This is a genomic window from Arthrobacter ramosus (assembly GCF_039535095.1).
GTDB lineage: Bacteria > Actinomycetota > Actinomycetes > Actinomycetales > Micrococcaceae > Arthrobacter > Arthrobacter ramosus.
Map to the genome: position 1 here is coordinate 3,229,556 of NZ_BAAAWN010000001.1, position 17,191 is coordinate 3,246,746.

Sequence of the window (17,191 nt, forward strand, 5' to 3'; positions counted from 1 at the left end):
AGGGCCGCCGGGAAACCCGACGACCCTGAACCACTTGTCGTGCTTAGACGCGCGGCTTTTCGCGCATCTCGAAGGTCTCGATGATGTCACCCTCGTTGATGTCGTTGTACGAGCCAAGACCGATACCACACTCGAAGTCCGTGCGGACCTCGGTGGCGTCGTCCTTGAACCGCTTGAGCGTCTCGACGGTGAGGTTGTCACCGATGACCTTGCCATCGCGGCTGACGCGTGCCTTCGTGTTACGGCGGATGATGCCCGAGCGCACGATGGAACCGGCGATGTTTCCGAACTTGGAAGACCGGAAGACTTCGCGGACCTCGGCGGTACCGAGCTGGACTTCCTCGTACTCCGGCTTGAGCATGCCCTTGAGGGCCAGCTCGATGTCATCGATTGCCGAGTAGATGACGGAGTAGAAGCGCATGTCCACGCCTTCGCGATCAGCGAGGTCGGCCACGCGCTCGGCGGGCTTGACGTTGAAGCCGATGATGATGGCGTTGTCCACCGTGGCGAGGTTGACGTCGTTCTGCGTGATGGCACCCACACCGCGGTGGATGACGCGCAGTTGAACGTCTTCGTCGCCGACGTCGATCTTGAGCAGTGCGTCTTCGAGGGCTTCGACAGCACCGGAAACGTCACCCTTGAGGATGAGGTTGAGGGTGTCGATCTTGCCCGCGGCAACTGCCTGGTCGAAGTCTTCCAGGCTGATGCGCTTGCGACGCTTGGCCAGTGCCGCGTTGCGGTCGGCTGCTTCACGCTTTTCAGCGATCTGGCGGGCCGTACGCTCGTCAGAGGTCACCAGGAAGGTGTCACCTGCACGCGGTACGTTGGACAGACCCAGGACCTGGACCGGACGGGACGGAAGCGCGACGTCGAGGGCGTTGCCGTCTTCGTCGAACATGGCACGGACGCGGCCGTGGGCGGTACCGGCCACGATCGTGTCGCCAACGGCCAGGGTACCGGACTGGACCAGGACGGTGGCCACGGAACCGCGGCCCTTGTCCAGGTTCGCTTCGATGGCAATGCCTCGAGCGTCCTTGTCCGGGTTGGCGCGCAGGTCCAAAGCGGCGTCTGCGGTCAGCAGGACGGCGTCGATCAGTTCGTCGATGTTGATGTTCTGGCGGGCAGAAACCTCAACGAACATGGTGTCGCCACCGTATTCTTCGGGAACCAGACCGTACTCGGTGAGCTGGCCCTTGACCTTGTCCGGGTTGGCACCTTCCTTGTCGATCTTGTTGACCGCGACGACGATCGGCACGTTGGCCGCTTGTGCGTGGTTGAGTGCTTCCACCGTCTGCGGCATGACGCCGTCGTCGGCTGCGACAACCAGGATGGCGATGTCGGTGACCTTGGCACCACGTGCACGCATGGCGGTGAACGCCTCGTGACCGGGGGTGTCAATGAAGGTGATGTCGCGCGGAGTACCTTCGTGGATGTGGCTGATCTGGTAGGCACCGATGTGCTGCGTGATGCCGCCGTGTTCGCCGGCAACCACGTTGGTCTTCCGGATGGCGTCGAGCAGTCGGGTCTTACCGTGGTCGACGTGACCCATGACGGTGACAACCGGGGGACGCGGTTCGAGGACGTCGTCGCCTTCGGCTTCCAGTTCGGCATCAAGGTCGATGTCGAAGGAGTCGAGGAGCTCGCGCTCTTCGTCTTCCGGCGAAACTACCTGGATCTTGTAGCCGAGTTCAACACCCAGCAGGCCGAAGGTGTCTTCGTCCAGCGACTGCGTAGCCGTTGCCATTTCACCGAGGTGGAACAGCACGGTCACCAGTGCGGCGGGGTTCGCCTCGATCTTGTCGGCGAAGTCCGTAATGGACGAGCCACGACGGAGCCGGACTACGGTGTTGCCGTCGCCGCGGGGTACGGATACGCCGCCCAGCGACGGAGCACTCATCTGCTCCAGTTCCTGACGCTTTGCACGCTTCGACTTGCGCTGCTTGCCGCGTCCTGCGCCACCCTTGCCGAAGGCACCTTGGGTACCGCCGCGTCCGCGGCCACCCTTGCCGAAGCCACCGCCGGCGGGAGCTCCGCCACCGGTGCCTGCGCCAGGAGCGCCACCCGGACGGCCGGGGCCGCCACCACCGGGACGGCCAGCGCCACCCGGACGGCCTGCGCCGCCGGGAGCGGGACGCTCGGTGCGGTTGGGCATCATGCCCGGGCTGGGACGGTTTCCTGCGGGGCCACCTGCCGGACGCGGTGCGCCCGGACGGGGAGCACCGGGGCGCGGAGCACCCGGACGCGGACCACCGGAACCGGCTGCGGGGCGGGGACCGCCTGCGCCGGCCGCGGGACGCGGACCGCCGGGACGTTCGCCGTCAGTGCGGCCACCGGAACGGGGCATGCCCTGCGATGTTGCGAAGGGGTTGTTGCCCGGACGGGGAGGACGCTCGCCGTCGCCACGGCCGCGGGGCATGCCCTGCGAGGTCGCGAACGGGTTGTTGCCCGGACGGGGGCCGCCGGGCCGCGGTGCCTGGCTGCCCGGACGTGCCGGGGCAGGGGCCTCGGCCCTGGGTGCCGGACGGGCACCCGGCTTTGCGGAAATAGGACTTGCTGCAGCTGCGGGAGCCGCAGGCGCTGCCGGGGCGGGGGTCTCAGCCTTGGGGGCGGGAACCGGAGCCTTGGGCGCAGCGGGGCCGGGAGCCGGGCGGGATGCTGCGGGTGCGGCAGGTGCCGCGGGGGCTGCAACGCGAGCAACTGCCGGGGCAGCCGCCTTTGCAGCGCCGGCACCCGGGTAAGCATCGCGAAGCTTCTTCACGACCGGTGCCTCAATTGTCGAAGAGGCGGAGCGAACGAATTCGCCCAATTCCTGCAGTTTTGTCACTGCATCTTTGGAAGTAATACCGAGCTCTTTGGCGAGCTCATGTACGCGGACCTTGGCCACATTTCTCCTGTCTCGGTCCGCACCGAGCCAGGCACGAACCGTCTAATTCTTACTGCGGGCCCCTGCCGCGAACGCGGCGGATAGGCCCTGTGCAGAGCGCAACAAAGTTGTCATCGTTGCGCACTCATCGCTGGGAACTCATCGGGTTTCCATCAGTTTTCTGACCCGCTTTCAGGTTTGGACGGTTTTCCTGCTTTCACGGGGTGTCCGCAGGGGGTATGACTGCCGCCAGGTAGCTTTCGACGGCGGTGACTTCACTTGCGCCCGCGAGGGCCCTTGCGAAAGCACGCCGTTTGCTTGCCAGCGTCAGGCATGTGGTGCTGGGGTGCAGCCACGCACCCCGGCCAGCCATCCGGCGTCGTTCATCCACCAGGACGACGGGTGACCCGCCGCCTTCGGCGACAAGCCGGATCAACTCGCTCCGCTTGCCTTGTTTCCGGCATCCGATGCAGGTGCGCAGAGGCTGGTGCCTGGTGTGAAGCAGTTCAGTCACTGGGTGTATCAACCTGCCTCAGTGTCTTTACCTGTCTTCTGCTGTTCTGCTTTGCTCGGCGCCCGCCCTTGCCTTGTCGGGATTATTGCCCAACAAGTCGCGAGCACGCCAAAGCGCACGGATACCGGGCATAGGCCCGGTTCCATCTATTCTAAGCCCCCGAGGGCCCGGCCACCGAATCCACAAGGTACAAGGATCCGGGGCCGGGCGCCGTTTGGTGTGTTTAGTTGCCCTTGGCCGGAGTGGCGTCCGAGACGATGTCGATCCGCCAGCCGGTCAGCTTGGCTGCGAGGCGGGCGTTCTGGCCTTCCTTGCCGATGGCGAGGGACAGCTGGTAGTCGGGAACAACCACCCGGGCGGAGCGCGTGGCTTCGTCGGTGATAGTGACGGAATTCACGCGCGACGGCGACAGGGAGTTGGCGATGAAGGTCGCCGGGTCTTCGCTGAAGTCGACGATGTCGATCTTTTCGTCGTTGAGTTCGGTCATGACAGCGCGGACGCGGGAGCCCATTTCACCAATGCAAGCACCCTTGGCATTGATGCCGGGAGTGTTGGCTTTGACGGCCATCTTGGTCCGGTGTCCGGCTTCACGTGCCAGTGCAACGATCTCGACGGAACGGTCCGCGATCTCCGGGACCTCCAGCTCGAAAAGCTTCCGAACGAGGCCCGGGTGGGAACGCGACAGCGTGATGGAGGGTCCCTTGGCGCCGCGGTGGACGTCCACCACGAACGCGCGCAGGCGGTTGCCGTGGGTGTATTTCTCCCCCGGCACCTGCTCGGGCGGCGGCAGCAGGGCTTCCACGGAACCGAGGTTCACCTGGATCATGTGCGGATTGTTGCCCTGCTGGATCAGGCCGGCGACGAGTTCACCTTCACGGCCCTTGAATTCGCCGAGGACGTTGTCGTCCTCGACGTCGCGCAGGCGCTGCAGGATGATCTGCCGTGCCGTGCTCGCCGCAATGCGGCCGAATCCCGCAGGAGTGTCCTCGAACTCGCCGATGGCTTCGCCGTCGTCGTCGATTTCCGTGGCCCAAATGGTCACGTGCCCGCTCTTGCGGTCCAGCTCCGCGCGGGCCTTTTCGAAAGCGCCCGGCGTCTTGTGGTAAGCCACCAGGAGCGCCTGCTCGATGGTGGGAATCAGGAGGTCCAGCGGGATTTCACGCTCACGCTCCAGGAGTCTCAGCGCACTCATGTCAATATCCATTAGGCCTCCTCGGAAGGTCTGTTGTACTCGTCTTCCAGCACGGCCTCGTTGAGGTGGCTGAACTCTATCTCGACTTTTCCTTGGCGGATCCTGTCGAAAGGAATCTTTACGGGTTCGCCCTGCTTGGGCTTCATGCCCTTCTTGACCTCTTGCTCGGGAACCAGTGTGACACCGTCATCGTCGACGGACTGGATACGGCCCGTCAGGTTCTCTCCCTGGATCACGTTGACCTTGACCATGCGTCCGCGGGCCCGGTGCCAGTGGCGGGGCTCCGTGAGGGGCCGGCCGACGCCGGGCGAGGAGACCTCGAGGTCGTAGGGGCGGCCGTCGGTGCGGGGATCGTTGTCCAGGATGTCAGAAAGGGCCCTGGAGATTTCCGCGATGACGTCCAGGCTGACGCCGCCGGTTTCCTCCTGGGGCAGGTCGATGACCACGTGGACTACCCGGTGCGAACCGGCAACCTGGATGGCAACATCCTCAAGATACAGCCGGCTCGCCAGGACGGCAGGCTCCAGAAGCGCCTTCAGCCTGCTCTCCTCGGGGTTGCGGACCTCGTGTTGTGCTGGACTTGTCGGATCCGTTCCAGCCTGGTCTGTTGAAGTCGTGGCTTCCGAATGACTCACTGGCCAGCCGCCTCCCGATAGATGATGTTGTGACTACTAGCTTAACGATATTTACGGCGGCGTGGTGCACGGGGCCCCTCCGCGGGGAGGCAAGTTGTCCGTGGGCGTGACACTATAGTCTGTTGTGAAGCACGAGACTGTTGAGAAACCACGGAGCAATGGCTGGATGAGGGCGCTCCTGCTGGCTTTCCTCGCAGTCCTCGTCCTCGGAGTCGGCGCCGTGCTTGTCCCGCGGGACGCCGGAAGGCCCCACGCGGTGCCGTTTTCCGAAACTGCCCGTTCCGAAGCGCTCTCTTCGACCGAGACGCTCCTGGGCAGCGCATCGCTCTTGGAGAGCACGGACACTGTGATGTTGCTGACAAGCCAGGCGCAGGCGCTGCTCCCCCCTTCGAACTCTTCGGCATCGAATACCCCCTCGGCTTCCCCAAGCCCCCGTGCGACCCAGGACCGCCCAACGCGGGCCGGCTTTGTCTCCGCGCTCGCCTCGAGCGCTTCCCGTCGCTTGGCGGACGCCGCGAACGCCGACGGCGGCATGGCACGGCTGCTTGCCGCCGTCGGGTCCGCCCAGCTGCTTGAGTCATCGCGGCTGGCCTCAACGTGGGGCTTGCCGCTACCGGCAACCCCGGCCGGGGCGAGTACCGCGCCGACACCGCCGCCGAGCTGCCCTGCCTCGGCGGGCACGTCGACGGCACCGACACCCGGAACGGCGCCCACCAAGGCCGATCTGCCCGCAGCCCTTGCCGCCGTCGTCAGCTCCGAACAGGAGGCGGTCTATGCCTACCAAGTGGCCCTGACCAAGCTGGACGCGAAGGCATCGGCAACGGCAGCCACCTGGTTGGCGCGCCATCAGGAGCTGCTTCGGGGAGCGGAGGCCCAGGGCCGGCTGCACTGCATCGCCACACCTCCGCGGGAAGCCGGCTACCGCCTGCCTGCCACTTTCGCCGCCAAACCCGGGCTCGCGTTGGGAAGCATGGAGGCCAGCTCGATGACTGCCTATGCCGACCTCGTGGCGTTGTCAGACGGCGAGACGCGCCAATGGGCCATCGTCGGGCTTGTCGACGCAGCCAAACGCAGCCAAGCCTGGGGAACTCCGGTTGGCCCCTTCGCCGGACTTTCGATCGACAACACGGCGCTGCCCCCGCTGCCGACCGGCACTCCGGCTCCATAGGAAAGCCTTTCTTTGCTGGCGGCAGCAGTTTCGAAGTGCTTGGCTTGTACCATGGCTTCCATCGAAACTGCAGCCCTGCACGAGAACGAACCACACGCCAACGACCTCGCCCACCGGCTCAACTGGCTACGGGCAGGCGTCCTTGGCGCCAACGACGGAATCGTCTCCGTTGCCGCCATTGTGGTGGGCGTCGCGGGCGCCACGACGAACACCGGCGCCATCCTCACCGCTGGAGCGGCCGGACTCGTGGGTGGCGCGGTGTCCATGGCACTCGGCGAGTATGTATCCGTCAGCAGCCAAAGCGACAGCCAAAAGGCGCTCATCGAGAAGGAACGCCGGGAGCTCGCCGAGGAACCCGAAGAAGAGCTGGCGGAATTGACGGCGATCTACGAGGCCAAGGGCCTGCGGCCTGAAACCGCGCGGAAAGTGGCCGCGGAGTTGACGGAGCACGACGCCTTGGCCGCTCACCTTTCCGCCGAGTTGAACATCGACGAGGACGACATCGTCAGCCCGTGGCATGCGGCCTTCGCGTCCGCCATTGCCTTCACCCTCGGCGCGGTGCTGCCCATGCTCGCGATTCTGCTCCCGCCCCCGGGGCTGCGTGTACCGCTGACCTTTATTTCCGTGCTGCTTGCGCTCGCAATCACCGGAGCCATAGGAGCGTGGATCGGCGGCAGCTCGAAGACCCGCGCCGCCGTGCGCGTCGTCATCGGCGGAGCCCTTGCGCTTGCCGCGACGTTCTTCATCGGAAGCCTCCTGGGCTCCTCCGGAGTGGTCTGAACCGCTCCTGGACCGGCTTGGGTAGGCTGACAGTGATGACTACCTTCGTTTCCATCCCTGGCGACCTCCAGGCACGCTACTCCCGCACAACGGAGGGGCGGGCGTGGCTCTCAGGGCTGCCCGGGCTGATCAATGCCGCCCTGGAACGCTGGCAGCTGTCCGTTGACCTGGAACCCGGCGCGGAACCATGGAACGGCCACGGCGGCATCGTCATTCCGGTCCTCTACAACGGCGCCCGTTCGGTGCTCAAGATAGCGTTCCCGCACGCGGAGGCCCTCGTTGAACGGCATGCGCTGGCCCTCTGGGGCGGTATCGGGGCCGTAAAGCTGCTCGACGCCGATGCGGCCTCGTGCGCGATGCTCCTGGAGCGGCTCGACGCCGTCAGCTGGCTGCAGAGTGCCCCGATGGACGAAGCCCGCGACGTCTGGGGATCGCTCGTGAGGGAACTCAGTATCGAGCCGGACGAGCGGCCCGAATGGAAAGAGTTCGAACACATAGCGGCCCGTGCCGAGCGCTGGAGCGATGAGTTGCCAGCCGATTGGGAGCAACTTGGCCAGCCCTTCCCCCGCTGGCTCCTCGAAGCCGCGCTGGAGGTGTGCCAGACCCGGGGTGCTGTTGGACGACGGGCGGGCAGGGACGTCCTGGTGCATTGCGACCTGCATTTCATGAACATCCTCCCCCATCTCAATGGCGCCCTCCGTGGCCCTCTCAATGGCGCCCGGGCCATAGGAAAACGCGGATATGTGGCGATCGACCCGCAACCGAAAATCGGGGAGGCGGAATTCGCCGTCGCCCCGATCTTGTGGAACCGTATCCGCGACCTCTCCACGACGGCTCCGGAAGTTGGCCTCCTGGAGCGCTGCGCGGACTTCAGCAGCGCGGCCGGCCTGGACGGCGAAGCGGCCCGGGAATGGACACTGGTCCGCGAGGTCGAAAACGCCCTGTGGTACGCCGGAAAACCACGGCATGAGGGCGATCTGGCACGCTCCTTATGGGTGGCCAGCACCCTCGCAGGACGGCCCCTCGACGGGCTGCCCGCCGCACACGACCTGCCCGAACCGGGACTGGCCGCCTCGAATTAGCTTCAGGGCGCCCTGTCGTCCTGTCCGGACGCCCGGCCTAGCCGGTGGCCTCCAGCGCATCTTTGATAGCCTGCACCGCGATATCCAGGTCTGCCGAATCCGTTGACCAGTTGGTCACCGAAACACGCAGGATATCCCTGCCCTGCCAGCGCGAACCGGACATCCAGACCCTCCCGTCGGCCATGATGAAGTCCGTCACCGCACGGGTCCTCTCGTCTGAGCCGAAGGCCAGGGACAACTGCGTGAACACCACATCGTTGAGGACTTCCACGCCGTGCACTTCGGCGAGCCGTCGGGCCAGTTCCGCGGCACACTCCGCACGTCCGGCGACAAGCTGCCGCACGCCGTCGCCACCCAAGGAGCGCAAGGCCGCCCACACCGGCACTCCCCTGGCACGGCGGGACAACTCGGGCACTTTCTCCATAGGGTCGCCGGGGCCGTGGTCATCCTGCATCAGGTATTCGGCGTGCATGCCGATGGCGGACCGCAGGGCAGCGACGTCACGTACCACCACGATTCCGGCGTCGTACGGCACGTTGAGGGTCTTGTGGGCATCGGTTCCCCACGAATCGGCCAACTCGACGCCCTCGACCAGATGCCGCAGTCCCGGCACGGCCGCTGCCCATAGGCCGAAAGCCCCGTCAACGTGGACCCACGCGCCGTGATCCTTCGCAGCCGGAATCGCCTCGAGGAAAGGATCAAAGGCTCCGGAATGCAGGTTCCCGGCCTGGAGACACACGATTGCCGGACCGGAACCGGCTTCCAACGCGGCCCGCAACGCGGCTGGATCGATCCTGCCTTGATGGTCCGCTGCGACAACTTCGGGTGCCCCGAAGCCCAGGAAGCGGAGTGCCATATCCAGGCTTTCGTGCCGCTCGGCTCCGACGAGGACACGCAGTTTCGGCGCTCCTTGGAGTCCTTCGGCGTTGACATCCCAGCCGACGCCGGCCAGCTGGCGCCATCGGGCCGCCGCGAGGGCCGTGAAGTTGGCCATGCTGGCGCCTGTCGCGAATCCGACGTCGGAGCCTTCAGGAAGGCCGAGCAGCTCAAGGAGCCATCGCCCGGCCACCTCTTCGATCCCGGCAGTGGCGGGTGTGGCGAAACGAAGCCCGGAGTTCTGGTCCCATGCGGAAACCATCCAGTCCGCGGCCATGCCTGCCGGCACCGTACCGCCGATGACCCAACCGAAGAAGCGCCCCGATTGCATGGCCATCAGCCCGGGCTCGGCGTGTTCGGCGAGGAAATCAATGACTGCGGCCGGATCCAGTCCGCTGGCCGGCAAGGGTCCGCCGAAGACCGCCGTGATGTCATCAGCGGTCTTGCTTGGCCGTACCGGCCGCCCAGGCAAGGCCCTCAACCACTCGCGGGTGTGCTCCCATGCACGTTCGAGTGCCTGCTCATAGTCGCCGGAATCGACCCACATGAGTGCATGCTACGCCCGCGGGATCCCTCCGGCCATCGCTGGCGGCAACCGGAACGCTACTTGGCGAAGTAGTCGTTCCAGACGTCCACGCCGAGTTTAATGATCAACGCGCCGACCACGATCAGGAACACAATCCGCACAAAGCCGCTGCCCTGTTTCACGGCGGTCCGGGCACCCAGGTAACCACCGGCCATGTTGGACAAGCCGAGCACGGCGCCGACGCCCCACAACAACGATCCATGCGGCAGGAAGAAGAACAGGGCACCGGCGTTCGTGGCCATGTTGACGATCTTCGCCTTGGCGCTGGCCTCAAGGAAGGCATAGCCCATGGCGGAGACCAGGGCGATCACCAGGAACGAGCCTGTTCCGGGACCTATCAAACCGTCGTAGAACCCGATCACGGCGCCTATGGCGCAGGCCACGACGTAGTGCGTGTGGCCATCGTGACGCAGGGCGGTCAACTCGCCCGCATTGGGCCGCAGCGCGGTGAAGAGCGCGACGGCGATCAGCGCCACCACGATGATGGGTTTGAAGACGCTGGCGGGAAGGTTGGCGGCCAGGACGGCTCCGCCGAAACTGCCCGCGAGGGCAATCACCGCCATGGGAACGGCCGTCTTGAGGTCAGGGCCAACCCGGCGGTAATACGTGACGGCGCTGGTTGTTGTCCCGAAGATGGAGCCCATCTTGTTGGTGGCCAGCGCCTGGACCGGGGTGATCCCCGGAACCAGGAGCAAGACAGGGAGCTGGATCAATCCCCCGCCGCCCACCACAGCGTCTATCCAACCGGCTGCGAATCCAGCCACCACGATCATGATGATCGTGGCGAGCTGGACCGACTCGAAGCCGGAGATCACTTCTGTCGTACGGCGTTGACCACGTAGTCGGCAGCCTTCTCGACTGCCACGTTTTCGGCCTCACCAGTGCGACGGTCCTTGATCTCAACAACACCGTCTACCAAGCCACGGCCGACCGCCACGATGGTGGGGACGCCCACGAGCTCGGCGTCACCGAACTTCACGCCCGGGGAAACCTTGGGGCGGTCGTCGTAAATCACGTCGAGGCCGGCGGCCTCGAGTTCGGCGGAGAGCTTCTCGGCCGCCGCGAAAATTTCCTCGCCGCGTCCGACGGCGACCACGTGGACGTCCGCGGGGGCCACGGAGCGCGGCCAGATCAAGCCACGGTCGTCGTTGTTGGCCTCGGCCAGGGCGGCCACGGCGCGTGTCACGCCGACACCGTACGAGCCCATGGTGACCACAACCTGCTTGCCGTTCTGGTCAAGGACCTTCAAGTCGAGGGCCTCGGCATACTTGCGGCCGAGCTGGAAGATGTGGCCCATTTCGATGCCGCGCGCAGTCTCCAGGGGACCGGAGCCATCCGGGGCTTCGTCTCCCGCGCGGACTTCGGTGCATTCAATGACGCCATCCCAGGCGAAGTCGCGCCCGGCTACGAGACCGAAGACGTGCTTGCCGTCTTCGTTCGCCCCAGTGACCCAGCTGGTACCCGAGACAACGCGGGGGTCAACGAGGAAGAGCAATTTGGACGTGCCTTCGAGCCCAAGAACGGCTTCGCCGAGGACCAGTCCGGGGCCGATGTAGCCCTTGACGAGTTCCGGGATCTTCTTGAGGTCATCCTCGTTGGCCGCTTCCAAGCCGATCTCCCCGGCAATGGGCAGGAATGACCCGATGTTGGCTTCGACGCGCTTGAGGTCCACCGCGCGGTCACCGGGCACGCCGATGACCACGATCTGGCGCTCGCCGGTGGGCAGCGTGACGGCGAGGACCACATTCTTGAGGGTGTCGGCGGCAGTCCAGGCGCCGCCGTCGGAATCGCTGCGGGGAGCGAGCTGGTTGGCAGCCGTCACGAGGGTTTCGATCGTGGGCGTGTCCGGGGTGTCCAGGACGCGTGCGGGAGGCGCGTTGCTGAAGTCGATCTCGGCCGGGGCCACGGTGGTCACGGCTTCGACGTTGGCCGCGTAGCCGCCTGCCGAGCGCACGAAGGTGTCCTCGCCGATCTCGGTGGGGTGCAGGAATTCCTCGCTCTTGGATCCGCCCATGGCGCCTGCCGTGGCGGCTACGGGGATGACCTCGAGGCCAAGGCGCTCGAAGATTTTCAGGTACGCGGCGCGGTGGGCCGCGTAGCTCGCGTCCAGGCCGGCGTCGTCGACGTCGAAGGAGTAGGAATCCTTCATGATGAATTCACGGCCGCGGAGGAGGCCTGCCCGGGGGCGTGCTTCGTCTCGGTACTTGTTCTGGATCTGGTACAGGCTCAGCGGCAGGTCCTTGTACGAGGAGTACAGGTCCTTGACCAGGAGGGTGAACATTTCCTCGTGCGTGGGGGCAAGAAGGTAATCGGCACCCTTGCGGTCCTGGAGGCGGAACAGCCCCTCGCCGTATTCGGTCCAGCGGTTGGTGGCCTCGTAGGGTTCCCGGGGCAGCAGTGCCGGGAAATGGACTTCCTGGGCGCCGATGGCGGCCATTTCCTCGCGGATGATCTGCTCGACCTTGCGCAGGACGCTCAATCCCAAGGGCAGCCACGTGTAGATGCCAGGTGCGGCACGGCGGATATAGCCCGCACGGACCAGGAGTCTGTGGCTTGCGACTTCGGCGTCGACGGGATCTTCACGCAAGGTGCGCAGGAACAGCTGGGAGAGGCGAAGGACCACGGGTCAGAATCCGTTTCTATGGCAAGAGCTGGCAAAAACTACTAGGTACCAATCTACCGGTTTGTGGCCGAGGAACCTGCCGGGGCCCGTCCCCCGGGGTTCCTCCTCTGGTTCCCCGGAAAGCAAAGCCTCCCCAAACGAAGATGAGCCACGCCATGGTGCGAGGAAGCCCCTGGCCGCTGGTCGGCTGGTCATCCTGCCATGGCGTGGCTCAGCGGCCGGTCGACCGCGGGCGTTGTCCTGGAGGTTTAATCAGACTTGTCGAATGCCTTCGAAAGATCAACGCTTACAGCCATTTGGTTTGTGTTTCCTCTCTGAAACCGCCCGCGCCCCAGCGACACGGCTGGTTCTGAATTTATGTGATGGTGGACACTTTTTTCAAGGGCTTGGACTTATCAATATTTGTTCGCCCTTGCCCTAGCCCTAGCAACGAACAACGCGGGGTCACTTAGCGCCCATCCGGAGGTCCGACATGGGCCGTAAGTGACCCCGCGTTGCAGAGCGAAGGGCCAGATCCGTCCCCGAGGCTCACAGTTGACGCGCCTGTGTATCGGACTTACCTTTTATTCATCACCTGATGAATAAAATCGGAGGCCGCGATGTCCCACAGCCCAGCGGAAAGTCCCGCACCAGGCATGTCCCCTGCGCCCCCGGCGGTCACAGCGGAGGGCCTGCATGTCACGCGCGGGCACAAGAAGATCCTGCGCGGCTTGGACTTCGCCATGGAGCCCGGGCGCATCACGGGCTTGCTTGGACCCTCCGGGAGCGGCAAGACAACCCTCACGCGCTGCATCGTAGGAGTCCAGCGACTTACAGCCGGCAGCGTGGAAGTATTGGACCGTCCTGCGGGTACGCCGTCATTGCGGCACGACGTCGGATACGTCACCCAGGCACCGAGCGTCTACACGGACCTCAGTGTCGAGGCGAACGTCAGGTATTTCGGAGCCATGCACGGCGTCTCGGCGGCCGACACCGCGGAGGCGATTGCCGCCGTCGGGCTCGAATCACTGGCGCGGCGGAAGACGGCAGACCTTTCCGGCGGTGAATTCAGCCGGGTCTCGCTGGCCTGCGCGCTCGTCTCGCATCCGAAGCTGCTGGTCCTCGACGAACCGACCGTTGGCTTGGATCCGGTACTGCGTGCCGAGCTGTGGGAACGGTTCGCCGCCATGGCCGAATCAGGCACCACCTTGCTGGTGTCCAGCCACGTCATGGAAGAGGCCTCGCATTGCTCCTCGTTGCTCCTGCTCCGCGACGGCCTGCTGCTGGCGCAGCTCAGTCCGGCGGAACTCGGCGAGCGGGGACACAGCAACGATCTGGAACAGGCCTTCCTGCACATCATCCAGGAAACGAGCGTTACTTCGAACCGCCGGGGTGCCAATGAAAGCCAGGTGGCGTCATGAATCCAAGGATGATGTTTGCCACCACCAGACGGGTTTTGGATCAACTGCGGCACGACCACCGCAGCGTCGCGCTCATCATGGTGGTTCCATCCCTGCTGCTCACGGGCGTCTACTATCTCTTCGAGAACGAAACTCTGCCTCCCGGATTCCCCCGGACCTTTGACCGGGTGGGACTCATGATGCTGGCCATTTTCCCGTTTGTGGTGATGTTCCTGGTCACGTCGATCACGATGTTGCGCGAAAGGACTTCGGGGACGTTGGAACGGCTCCTGACGACGCCCATCCACAAAGCGGATCTCCTGTTCGGCTACGCGTTGGCGTTCTCCCTCATGGCGGCCCTGCAATCGCTTGTAGCCACGGCCGTGGCCTACTGGATCTTCAATCTGGATATCAAGGGTGGCCCCGGTTTCGTCGTGATGATCGCCGTCATCAACGCAGTACTGGGTGTCGCCCTTGGCCTCTTGTGCTCAGCCTTTGCCCGGACCGAGTTCCAAGCGGTGCAGTTCATGCCGGTAGTGGTGATACCGCAGATCCTGTTGTGCGGACTCTTCGTGGCCCGGGACCACATGAACAGCCTCCTGGAGAGCATTTCCAATGTGCTGCCGCTGACGTTTTCGGTCGATGCGCTCCAACAGATCGCCGACAACACCGAGGCGACGCAGGCCATGTGGCAGGATGCCGGGGTCATGGCGGCGATCGTCGTGGGAGTTTTAGTCCTGGCCTCGTTCACCCTCCGACGGCGGACCTCATGAGCGGCGCCTTGCCTCCCCTGCGGCGGGGACGCCGCAGCGGCGGGAGCGACTCCCGAGAACTGATCTTGGCCACAGCGCGCCGGCTCTTCGCCGAGCACGGTTTCGACGGCACGAGCCTGCGGCAAGTTGCCCGCGAAGCCGAAGTGGACCCGGCCATGGTCCACCACTTCTTCAAGGGTAAGGACGAACTCTTCGCCCAGAGCATCGAACTCCCGGCGGATCCCGACGAGGTCCTTGCCGGCGTCGAATCGTTGGATCCGTCGCAACGCTCGGAAGCAATCGTCCGGGCCGTGTTGCGCTTGTGGGAAAGCCCGGCGCAACACGGGCTTGTCGCGTTCGTCAGGGGAACGATCGGTTCCAAGGCCAAGACTGCCTTGCTGCGCGAGATGGTGGCGAGGACCATCCTCTCCAGGGTCACGGCGGGTCTTCCAGGCTCCCCTGAGGAAGCGAAAATGCGCGGCAACCTGGTTGCCTCGCAAATGGTGGGGCTCATGCTGATGCGCTACGTGGTCCGGCTCGAACCCCTGGCTTCAGCCTCCCAGGACGAGGTAGTCCGGCTCGTGGCACCGAACGTCCAGCACTACCTCACGGGCGAGCTCACTCCTCCCAAATGACTCGCATTTGTTGTCGTTATCAGGCGTCAAAACGACAACTACTGCGAGTCAGTTGGGTCGGGCACTACAGAACCAGTCAGTACAGCACCGTGGCGAAGGTTCCGAGGCGTTGGAAACCGACCCGCTCGTAGGTGGCGCGTGCCCTGGTGTTGTATTCGTTGACGTAGAGGCTCGTGATCGGCGCGAATTGTTGGGCGAGGACAACCACTCCCGCCATGTACCCGGCGCTGAGTCCTTGGCCTCGGAACTCCGGGTTCATCCAGACGCCCTGAACCTGCGTGGCCTGCGCCGTGACCGCCCCGAGTTCGGCTTTGAACTTCACGGTCCCGCCGGCGTCGATGTGCACCAAGGAATGGCCTTGCCGGATCAGTCCGGCGACCCTGCGGCTGTAGAAGTCCTCGCTCCCGAGAAAGGGCGAATAACCCACTTCCTCTTCGAACATCGCTGCGCAGGCGGGCAGGATCCGATCGAAGTCCGCGATGTTTCCGAAGCCGAGCTGCGGATTGGCTTCGACGGCGGGTGGCCCCGATATGGCCAGAAGCGGCTGATCGGCACGTACCTCGTGGGCGAAATGCCCCAGTTGCTCCAAGCGGGAATGGAGCGCCAGCACGGTCTCCGCGGGCCCGAAGATCGATGCGTAGCGACGGCCCGCCCGGTGAGCAGCCGCAGCCACGCGGGAAGCCAGTTCGGGGTCCAGCCGCACCGGAACCAGGTTGGCACCGGCCCAGCAGGCACCTACCAGGGCGTCGCCGTCGAACACTCCAAAGACGCTCGCCCCACCGGAAGTAGGTGCGGCGCTCCCCGACGAATCGAGGTGCGCCAGAATAAAGACGTTCGCTACCGGATCTTCCATCGCGAGCACGCGAAGGGCCCGGGTGTCGGCAGCGCCGAGCACCCGGACGGAAATCCCATCGGCAGCTGTCTCGTTACGAGACGCTAACCACGGGGCTACCCTTGACAGCATCTTCGCCATCGGCCTCCCCCATCTCTTCAGCGATACGCATGGCCTCTTCGATCAGTGTCTCAACAATCTGGCTCTCGGGGACAGTCTTAATGACTTCGCCCTTCACGAAGATCTGGCCCTTGCCGTTTCCGGAGGCCACACCGAGATCGGCTTCACGTGCCTCACCCGGGCCGTTCACCACGCAACCCATGACGGCGACGCGCAGCGGAATCTCCATTCCTTCAAGCCCTGCCGTGACCTGCTCGGCGAGCGTGTAGACGTCCACCTGGGCGCGTCCGCATGAAGGGCAGGAGACGATTTCGAGCTTGCGGGGGCGCAGGTTGAGGGACTGCAGGATCTGGTTGCCGACCTTGATTTCCTCAACAGGCGGCGCGGAAAGGGACACGCGGATGGTGTCACCGATACCCCGGGACAGCAGCGCACCGAAGGCCGTAGCGGACTTGATGGTGCCCTGGAATGCGGGTCCGGCCTCGGTCACGCCAAGGTGCAGGGGCCAGTCGCCCTTTTCGGCAAGCATCTCGTAGGCCGCCACCATGATGACGGGGTCGTTGTGCTTGACGGAGATCTTGAAATCGTGGAAGCCGTGTTCCTCGAACAACGAAGCTTCCCACACGGCCGACTCGACGAGCGCTTCGGGGGTGGCCTTGCCGTACTTCTTCAGGATGCCGGGCTCCAGGGATCCAGCGTTGACGCCGATCCGGATGGAAGTGCCGTGGTCCTTGGCGGCCTTGGCGATTTCCTTCACCTGGTCGTCGAACTTGCGGATGTTGCCCGGATTGACGCGCACCGCAGCGCAACCGGCCTCGATCGCGGCGAAGACGTACTTCGGCTGGAAGTGGATGTCCGCGATCACGGGAATCTGGGACTTACGGGCGATGATCGGCAATGCCTCGGCGTCATCCGCGGAAGGGCAAGCGACACGCACGATGTCACAGCCGGATGCCGTCAGCTCCGCGATCTGCTGCAGCGTGGCGTTGATGTCCGTGGTGGGCGTGGTGGTCATCGATTGCACGCTGATGGGTGAATCGGAGCCGACGCCGACCGAACCCACCTTGATCTGGCGGGTCTTGCGGCGGGGCGCGAGAACGGGGGGCGGGGCTGACGGCATTCCCAGGCTGACCGAGGTCACGTGGACTCCTTGG

Annotated in this window: 15 protein-coding genes; 6 read left to right on the forward strand and 9 right to left on the reverse strand. The window is 64.9% G+C overall.

Annotated elements, in window-relative coordinates:
• Positions 1 to 43: 43 nt before the first annotated feature.
• From infB to rimP, 4 genes are all read right to left on the reverse strand, one after another.
• A complete protein-coding gene (infB, locus tag ABD742_RS14975; RefSeq protein WP_234753095.1) occupies positions 44 to 2,884 on the reverse strand; it encodes a translation initiation factor IF-2 in 2,841 nt (946 codons plus the stop codon).
• A gap of 196 nt (positions 2,885 to 3,080) precedes the next feature.
• On the reverse strand, positions 3,081 to 3,377 hold the full coding sequence (locus tag ABD742_RS14980; protein WP_234753094.1) for a YlxR family protein: 297 nt from the start codon (positions 3,375 to 3,377) through the stop codon (positions 3,081 to 3,083).
• 223 nt (positions 3,378 to 3,600) lie between these two features.
• Positions 3,601 to 4,581, reverse strand: coding sequence for a transcription termination factor NusA (gene nusA / locus ABD742_RS14985; protein WP_078105700.1), 981 nt, complete (start codon positions 4,579 to 4,581; stop codon positions 3,601 to 3,603).
• Entirely contained in the window at positions 4,581 to 5,204 is a 624-nt protein-coding gene (gene rimP, locus ABD742_RS14990; RefSeq protein ID WP_234753093.1) for a ribosome maturation factor RimP, read from the reverse strand. The genes nusA and rimP overlap by 1 nt, the downstream gene beginning before the upstream one ends.
• A 166-nt stretch (positions 5,205 to 5,370) precedes the next feature.
• Between rimP and ABD742_RS14995 the strand changes: the two genes are divergently transcribed.
• The 3 genes from ABD742_RS14995 to ABD742_RS15005 are packed head-to-tail and all read left to right on the forward strand — an operon-like array spanning position 5,371 to position 8,234.
• Entirely contained in the window at positions 5,371 to 6,372 is a 1,002-nt protein-coding gene (locus ABD742_RS14995) for a DUF4439 domain-containing protein (protein WP_234753092.1), read from the forward strand.
• Positions 6,373 to 6,423: 51 nt separating this feature from the next.
• Positions 6,424 to 7,152 (forward strand): VIT1/CCC1 transporter family protein, encoded by a 729-nt coding sequence (locus tag ABD742_RS15000; protein WP_234753091.1) that lies wholly within the window; start codon positions 6,424 to 6,426, stop codon positions 7,150 to 7,152.
• 35 nt (positions 7,153 to 7,187) lie between these two features.
• Entirely contained in the window at positions 7,188 to 8,234 is a 1,047-nt protein-coding gene (locus ABD742_RS15005) for an aminoglycoside phosphotransferase family protein (protein ID WP_234753090.1), read from the forward strand.
• 37 nt (positions 8,235 to 8,271) lie between these two features.
• On the opposite strand, the gene ABD742_RS15010 is transcribed toward ABD742_RS15005, so the two are convergent.
• From ABD742_RS15010 to ABD742_RS15020, 3 genes are read right to left on the reverse strand one after another with little or no spacing between them, the layout of a single operon-like run.
• Positions 8,272 to 9,657 carry a pyridoxal phosphate-dependent decarboxylase family protein gene (locus ABD742_RS15010; RefSeq protein WP_234753089.1) on the reverse strand — a complete coding sequence of 462 codons (1,386 nt, stop codon included), beginning with the start codon at positions 9,655 to 9,657 and terminating at the stop codon, positions 8,272 to 8,274.
• A 56-nt stretch (positions 9,658 to 9,713) separates the two neighbouring features.
• A complete protein-coding gene (locus ABD742_RS15015) occupies positions 9,714 to 10,511 on the reverse strand; it encodes a sulfite exporter TauE/SafE family protein (RefSeq protein ID WP_234753088.1) in 798 nt (265 codons plus the stop codon).
• A complete protein-coding gene (locus ABD742_RS15020) occupies positions 10,508 to 12,319 on the reverse strand; it encodes a proline--tRNA ligase (protein ID WP_234753087.1) in 1,812 nt (603 codons plus the stop codon). The genes ABD742_RS15015 and ABD742_RS15020 overlap by 4 nt, the downstream gene beginning before the upstream one ends.
• Before the next feature lie 599 nt (positions 12,320 to 12,918).
• Between ABD742_RS15020 and ABD742_RS15025 the strand changes: the two genes are divergently transcribed.
• The 3 genes from ABD742_RS15025 to ABD742_RS15035 are packed head-to-tail and all read left to right on the forward strand — an operon-like array spanning position 12,919 to position 15,085.
• Positions 12,919 to 13,719, forward strand: a complete 801-nt coding sequence (locus ABD742_RS15025; protein ID WP_372460966.1) for an ABC transporter ATP-binding protein — start codon at positions 12,919 to 12,921, stop codon at positions 13,717 to 13,719.
• Positions 13,720 to 13,727: 8 nt separating this feature from the next.
• Positions 13,728 to 14,471, forward strand: coding sequence for an ABC transporter permease (locus ABD742_RS15030; protein WP_234753175.1), 744 nt, complete (start codon positions 13,728 to 13,730; stop codon positions 14,469 to 14,471).
• On the forward strand, positions 14,468 to 15,085 hold the full coding sequence (locus ABD742_RS15035; RefSeq protein ID WP_234753086.1) for a TetR/AcrR family transcriptional regulator: 618 nt from the start codon (positions 14,468 to 14,470) through the stop codon (positions 15,083 to 15,085). The genes ABD742_RS15030 and ABD742_RS15035 overlap by 4 nt, the downstream gene beginning before the upstream one ends.
• Before the next feature lie 76 nt (positions 15,086 to 15,161).
• Here the strand turns inward: ABD742_RS15035 and ABD742_RS15040 are convergent, their stop codons facing one another.
• Positions 15,162 to 16,049: a GNAT family N-acetyltransferase gene (locus ABD742_RS15040; RefSeq protein ID WP_234753174.1), complete on the reverse strand. Its 888-nt coding sequence runs from the start codon at positions 16,047 to 16,049 to the stop codon at positions 15,162 to 15,164.
• Positions 16,012 to 17,178, reverse strand: coding sequence for a flavodoxin-dependent (E)-4-hydroxy-3-methylbut-2-enyl-diphosphate synthase (gene ispG, locus ABD742_RS15045; RefSeq protein ID WP_078105708.1), 1,167 nt, complete (start codon positions 17,176 to 17,178; stop codon positions 16,012 to 16,014). Before ispG ends, ABD742_RS15040 begins: the two co-directional genes overlap by 38 nt.
• Positions 17,179 to 17,191 lie beyond the last annotated feature (13 nt).